Source organism: Marinomonas colpomeniae (assembly GCF_014803385.1).
GTDB lineage: Bacteria > Pseudomonadota > Gammaproteobacteria > Pseudomonadales > Marinomonadaceae > Marinomonas > Marinomonas colpomeniae.
This window is the reverse complement of the sequence record NZ_JACYFC010000003.1, coordinates 579833-586646: the sequence shown is the minus strand read 5'-3', so window position 1 is coordinate 586646 and position 6814 is coordinate 579833. Positions and strand designations below refer to the sequence as shown.

Genomic DNA, 6814 nt, shown 5'->3' with positions numbered 1-6814 from the left:
TTGGGAGGAAACAAACCAACATAAAGCGAATTAATATGTAGACGTTTCGTAAGACTTCAATTTTTTTGATCTCTCACTAACCAACCTAAGCCAGCCAATGTAGATCTTCTGAAGTCTCCAGCGAACGTCCACACAAATTATCTGTTTAAATTCTTAAAGAGCGCGTTCAGGGCAATTGCCTGACCGAGGAGCGTATAATACAGATTATTTTTTATGATGCAACACTATCTTCAATGTAATAAAACAAAAAAGGCCATCATATAAAATGACAGCCTTTATTACCTAACAAGATCCACAAATAATAATATTTATTTAATCTCTAACGCTTGCTCTTCAATTCGAGCTTTCCATTCTGCAGGCCCTGTAATATGAACAGAAGTACCCGCCGAATCAACAGCAACAGTTACTGGCATATCTACTACATCAAATTCATAGATAGCCTCCATTCCAAGCTCAGGAAACGCAATAACATCGGCTTTCTTAATGGCTTTAGAAACGAGGTATGCCGCGCCACCTACTGCCATCAAGTAAACCGCGCCAAACTCTTTAATAGCGGCAATGGCAATTGGTCCACGCTCAGACTTACCTATCATTCCAAGTAAGCCCGTTTTATCAAGAATGGTACGAGTGAATTTATCCATCCGTGTCGCTGTAGTTGGCCCTGCAGGACCAACAGCTTCATCCCTTACCGGATCAACTGGCCCGACGTAATAAATAAAACGTCCTTTAAGATCAACCGGCAACTCTTCACCGTTCGCTAACATTTCAACCATTTTTTTATGGGCCGCATCACGGCCAGTCAGCATTTTGCCACTTAGCAAAACCGTCTCACCTGGCTGCCATTCTTTCACTTGTTCAGGTGTAATTTCATTCAAATTAACTCGTCGAACGTTTTCACCAACTTCCCAAGTAATTTTCGGCCAATCATCAAGCGAAGGCGGTACCAAATCTGCAGGACCAGAACCATCCAACACAAAGTGTGCATGGCGTGTTGCAGCACAATTAGGAATCATAGCAACAGGAAGAGATGCGGCGTGAGTTGGGTAGTCCATGATTTTGACATCAAGCACAGTCGTTAACCCACCTAAACCCTGAGCACCAATACCCAAATTATTAACTTCATCAAAAATTGCTAAGCGAAGCTCTTCTACTCTAGTTTTAGCGCCACGCGCTTTTAACTCATGAATATCAATTGGCTCCATTAAGGACTCTTTTGCCATCACCATGGCTTTTTCTGCAGTTCCGCCGATACCTATACCAAGCATACCTGGCGGACACCAACCAGCCCCCATTGTTGGAACTGTTTTCTTAACCCACTCAACAATATCATCCGATGGGTTTAACATTGCTAGTTTAGATTTATTCTCCGAACCACCACCTTTTGCAGCAACATGAATTTCAACAGTATCACCAGGAACAACTTCCATATGAATAACAGCAGGGGTGTTATCTTTAGTATTTTTACGGGCACCAGCGGGATCAGCAAGAATAGAGGCACGCAATACATTATCTGGATTTAAATAAGCGCGACGAACACCTTCATTGATCATGTCAGCGACACTTTTATCGCCCTCCCATTGCACATTCATCCCAATTTTAACAAACACAGTTACTATACCTGTATCTTGGCAAATAGGACGCTTACCTTCCGCACACATACGAGAGTTAATTAGAATTTGAGCCATGGCATCTTTAGCCGCCTGACTCTCTTCTCTTTCATAGGCTTCATGTACGGCGTTAACAAAATCTAAAGGATGGTAGTAAGAAATGAACTGCAGCGCATCTGCCACGCTATCAATCAAATCATCTTCTTTAATAATGCTCATGCTTCTCTCCTGCTGAGGATTACGATTAAATCGAAAACGAAATGGTAAAAGATGCAGACATGCAAAGGAAGCGTTAAGGGGGCTTTTAAGCAAATATACCCCTCATCAGCAGTGTGAATGAGGAGTATATTTAAAAACAATACAGTGAAACAATACTCATTTGCAATTAGCCGCTGTTTTTTTGACCTCGACCTTCTGCTTCCGGCTTCTGCACCGAATGCTGTATATACTCCTCTAAGATTTGAGCTGTAAATTTCTCACGCTCAGATAAGGAAGAAATACGCTCAGCCTCCCAATTAATCAAACGAATAAACACAGAGTATTTTTTAATAAATCCATAACCAATATCTCTAACACCAACACCATTCGAATCCATCAAATAGATCACCTGCTCGAGATTTTTTTGAGTTTCAAACTGACCACCCTCACTTGCAGCAAGAAGCAGTCGTTGAATATGCTGTATAGGATTTTCTGAAGATCTTGCCTCTTTCTTTGAAAGGCTGAATGTCAAAAATTTATCCAGCATTTCTTCTGTATGCTCTTCTCTTTGATGAACATCTTCAATTAAAGCTGACTCACGCTCTAGCAAACGAATAAACAAACTTTTGTTTTTAATATCCGAAAATTCCAGATCTTTTAAAGAAAGACCATTCTCTTCCATCATATTAACTACTGTTTCATAAGACGCCTCCTCTCCGACAGAAACAGCCAAAGCCAATTGCCGACGGAGCTCGTGCATAATTTTTGCGGCTCGATAATCTTCTTTTCTCTGTAAGTGCTGCTCAAATGACTCTTTTGCCTTACTCAATGTACTGGTAATTGAATCATGACTTTGAACTGCCTCCTGTTCATCTCTCAAGCAAGACATTCGAATATTAGTACAAGCACTTTCCCAGTCTTCATAGGACTTCGCCCTAGCCTGAAAAGCCCTTTCAATAGCCTCCTCAAAACTCTGTTCAATTCTCGCACGCTCAGAACGCTCTTGAATTTCACCCTGCTCATGCTCATAACGCTTTTGTTTTTTGATTTGTAGATTTTCTTGAGCCAAAGACAACTGAGTACTTAATGATTCAATACTTGACTGAACCTCAACCTCGTCAAAATCTGCAAGTTTTTCATAGACATTCGACCAATACTTATCCTCAACAAAAGGAACAGCAGGATCACTTGTTGCATATTGCGTTTTTAATGTTTCGGTAAACTCATGATTATCTGGACGAAAAGCTTTAGCGGCGTCAATTACATTATCATTTGATGTTGTGTAATTAACAGAAGCTTCCTGCAAAAAACCATCTATATCATCCGCATCAGATACACTTTCTACAGTCATTTCTTCTTCACCAACAAAGTCAACATTCAAATCCGATTCCACTATATTTTCTTCACTCTGAACTTGACAATCTTCAGAAGTTGAAAGGTGGGCATCACAAAAACCATCTAAATCCATATCATCGAGAATAGTAGGCGCAGACTCATAAGCTCGACTTGGATCATTATTTTTTTCACTAAAGCGACGCTGATAAACAGAATCTTTTGAAGAAGTCTTTATAATCGTATCTTTTAAATATCGCGGTGCAGCACCACCCCAACTAACACGGTAAAGCATGGAAGGATCACACAATTGCAGAACCGGCAACTCCCTTTGAGCCAACTCATATTGCCTAATTAGCGATTCTGCATGGCGCAAAGCCATAGCCGATTCACTCGAATTAGTAGAGGTTGCCAAATTTAATAACTTAACAACCTTTTGTATGGCCTTCTTTCTTCTGCGCATGCTCATAAAATATGCTTTCCAAGTTGGCTAAAATTCATTCTAAAAAGAATATAAATTTAGAGTTTTCAACAATAAAGTTCTAACCCATCGCAGGGTATTTTCAAAACGCCTTTTAATAATAATTAAATCTTCTGCAAGATCTTAGCCAACTTTTCTTTTCTCATAGAGAACAGACTGCAACGCCCTCTACAATAGGCTCTAGCCAGCAAATATTTAATTCATAGCGAACAGTATTATCCAGATACAATTGCGGCATCAGCTTGCCCAAAGCGGCAACATTTGGGTCAACCTCAAAAAAAACGTCATGGAAAATGCTTAATAACAAACAATTTCTCAACATAAATTACTGACAACTCTTATCTACAAGTTGATAAATTGAAGTAACATCATTTCTTTGTGACATCGATTTATAAATCGAAGCTGATACGAAGAAAGATACATAACAAGAATATAATCACACTCTAAAAACTGCTGAGTTTAACTCAAACATCTTTTATATTCCTATTTACAAAAAAGGCTTTAATAAGCACTATAGCATCCCTATATTTATAATCACTCAGAGAACATGGAGCTCGTATGACTACTATGCAATGCGTCTTAGATGCACAAGCAAAACTAGCCGAATGCCCACGCTGGGACGAAGACACTCAAACCCTGTACTTTGTTGATATTGACTCTTTTCAGCTACATGCCTACAACACTCAATCAAAGAAAGTAGAAACTCGCACTTTCGATGAAGAAATAGGCTGCTTTTCTTTAGCTAAAAAAGGAGGCTTCATTGCGGCTTTTCGATCTGGCGTTTATACATTTACAGATTTAAACGCACCTCTACAGCCATATTGGCTTGCCACGTACGACCAAAAAACAACCCGATTTAATGATGGCCGCTGCGATGCCAAAGGTCGCTTTTTAGCAGGCACAATGTATTCTCCTAAAGATGCCTTTAACGGCGCCTTGCATCAGTTTAGTAAAAACAAAGAAAAGCTAATTGATCAAGCCGCATGGACGTCAAACGGCTTAGCTTTTTCACCTGACAATACAACAATGTATTATTCAGACACGCCAAATCATGTAATTTACCAATTTGATTATGACCTTGAGACTGGTACAGCATCAAATAAACGTATTTTCCATAAATTTCCTCATGGCAATGGACGACCAGATGGTGCCGCTGTAGATTTAGAAGGGAACTATTGGACAGCTTTATATCAAGGTCAACGCGTTGTGAAATTAAATCCTTCTGGTGTTATTCTAGAAGAGTATCCAGTTCCTGCAACCTACCCAACGATGGTGGCGTTTGGTGGACCAGAAATGAATACGCTTTTTGTAAGTACATGCCGAGCAGCACAAACAGAAGAGGAATTGAAAGCATTCCCTCAAGCCGGTGGTATATTTGCACTAACCGTAAATACAAAAGGCCAGCAAGAACCAAAATTTGCTGGTTAATACCCTAACTCTAAAATAGACCTAATTATCATGCGCGCAAGCAACTATTTATTCTCTACCCTACGTGACGCCCCTACTGACGCTGTTGTAACAAGCCATCAGTTAATGGTTCGCGCAGGTATGATTCGTCAAATTTCAAAAGGCTTATATACTTGGCTTCCAACTGGCTTAAAGGTTTTCCGCAAAGTTGAGAGTATTGTTCGAGACGAAATGGAAAAAGCAGGCTCTCTTGAAGTGATGATGCCCGGCGTGCAACCAGCTGAATTATGGCAAGAAACAGGACGCTGGCAGAAGTATGGCGCAGAACTTCTTCGCCTAAAAGATCGCCATGGTCGTGAATACTGCCTTGGACCAACTCACGAAGAAGTTATTACAGATCTTGCTCGTAACGAATTAACAAGCTACAAACAGCTGCCAATGAATTTCTTTCAAATCCAAACTAAATTCCGAGATGAAGTTCGCCCTCGTTTCGGCGTAATGCGTTCTCGTGAATTTTGCATGAAAGACGCTTACTCCTTTCATATAAACGAAGAGTCATTACAAGAAACCTATGACGTAATGCACCAAGCATATTGCAATGTATTTGATCGAATTGGATTAGATTACCGTCCAGTACGTGCAGATACCGGCAGTATTGGTGGCGCTTTCTCTCATGAGTTCCACGTACTAGCCTCTTCAGGTGAAGATGATATTGCATTCAGCGATTCATCGGATTTTGCAGCCAATATTGAACTTGCCGAAGCCGTTTGCCTTAAAGAAAAAGCAGACTCGCCGATACAAGAATTAGCAGAAGTATTCACGCCTGATTGCAAAACCATTCAAAACGTTGCTGAGTTTTTAAAACTAGATGTGACTAGCACAGTTAAAACCATGCTTATCAAAGGTTTAGACAAAAATGAAGAAAACACAATTATTGCACTTGTTCTTCGTGGTGATCACAACATCAACGAGCTAAAAGTAGAAAAGCTGAACGGCGTTCTCTCTCCTTTTGAATTCGCTGACGAAGCTGACATTGTTAATGCAATCGGCTGCGCACCAGGCTCTATCGGGCCAAAAGGCTTAAAGGAAAAAGGCATTAGAATCATTGCAGATCGCTCAGCGGCAGTTATGTCTGATTTCTGCGCTGGCGCAAACAAAGATGACTACCACCTCACCGGTTTAAACTGGGAAAGAGATTGCCCAGAATTTGAAATTGCTGATTTACGCAACGTTGTTGAAGGCGATCCATCTCCAGATGGAAAAGGCACTATCGTTATCAAACGAGGTATAGAAGTAGGCCATATTTTCCAATTAGGTCAACAGTATGCAGAAGCACTAAAAGCGACAGTCTTAGATGAAAACGGTAAAGCGAAAGTAATGCACATGGGCTGTTACGGTATTGGCGTATCACGTATTGTTGCCGCTGCGATCGAGCAAAATTTTGATGAGAAAGGTATTTTATGGCCTGAAAGCATCGCCCCATTTGACCTTGCCATCGTCGCAATGAACTATGACAAGTCCGAAGCAGTTCGTAACGAATGCGATCGATTATATTCAGAATTCAAAGCGAAAGGTTTAGACGTTCTTTTGGACGACCGTAAGGAGCGCCCAGGCGTTAAGTTTGCAGATTGTGAACTACTAGGTATTCCTCACCGCCTTGTGGTTGGCGATAAAGGATTAGCAAACGGTACACTAGAATATAAAAACCGGACTCAAGGCGAAAACCAAGACATCGCGATAGCAGACGTTAGTAATTTCATTTTAAGTCAGTAATAAAAAAGGTCAGGTA

At 40.6% G+C, this 6814-nt stretch carries 4 protein-coding genes; 2 read left to right on the top strand and 2 right to left on the bottom strand.

Annotated elements, in window-relative coordinates:
• Nucleotides 1–308: 308 nt before the first annotated feature.
• The gene (locus IF202_RS12070; protein WP_191595143.1) at nt 309–1826 is read right to left on the bottom strand and encodes a fumarate hydratase; all 1518 of its coding nucleotides are present in this window, start codon (nt 1824–1826) and stop codon (nt 309–311) included.
• Between the two features lie 166 nt (nt 1827–1992).
• A complete protein-coding gene (locus IF202_RS12065; protein ID WP_191595142.1) occupies nt 1993–3606 on the bottom strand; it encodes a DUF2786 domain-containing protein in 1614 nt (537 codons plus the stop codon).
• 570 nt (nt 3607–4176) lie between these two features.
• Here IF202_RS12065 and IF202_RS12060 point away from each other — a divergent pair.
• On the top strand, nt 4177–5046 hold the full coding sequence (locus tag IF202_RS12060) for an SMP-30/gluconolactonase/LRE family protein (RefSeq protein ID WP_191595141.1): 870 nt from the start codon (nt 4177–4179) through the stop codon (nt 5044–5046).
• 30 nt (nt 5047–5076) lie between these two features.
• Nucleotides 5077–6798 (top strand): proline--tRNA ligase, encoded by a 1722-nt coding sequence (locus IF202_RS12055; RefSeq protein WP_191595140.1) that lies wholly within the window; start codon nt 5077–5079, stop codon nt 6796–6798.
• The last annotated feature ends 16 nt before the right edge of the window (nt 6799–6814 follow it).

Bases quoted from the DNA above. Each gene is read 5' to 3' on its own strand.
- IF202_RS12070 (WP_191595143.1), bottom strand. From the start codon at position 1,826: ATGAGCATTATTAAAGAAGATGATTTGATTGATAGCGTGGCAGATGCG.
- IF202_RS12065 (WP_191595142.1), bottom strand. From the start codon at position 3,606: ATGAGCATGCGCAGAAGAAAGAAGGCCATACAAAAGGTTGTTAAGTTA.
- IF202_RS12060 (WP_191595141.1), top strand. From the start codon at position 4,177: ATGACTACTATGCAATGCGTCTTAGATGCACAAGCAAAACTAGCCGAA.
- IF202_RS12055 (WP_191595140.1), top strand. From the start codon at position 5,077: ATGCGCGCAAGCAACTATTTATTCTCTACCCTACGTGACGCCCCTACT.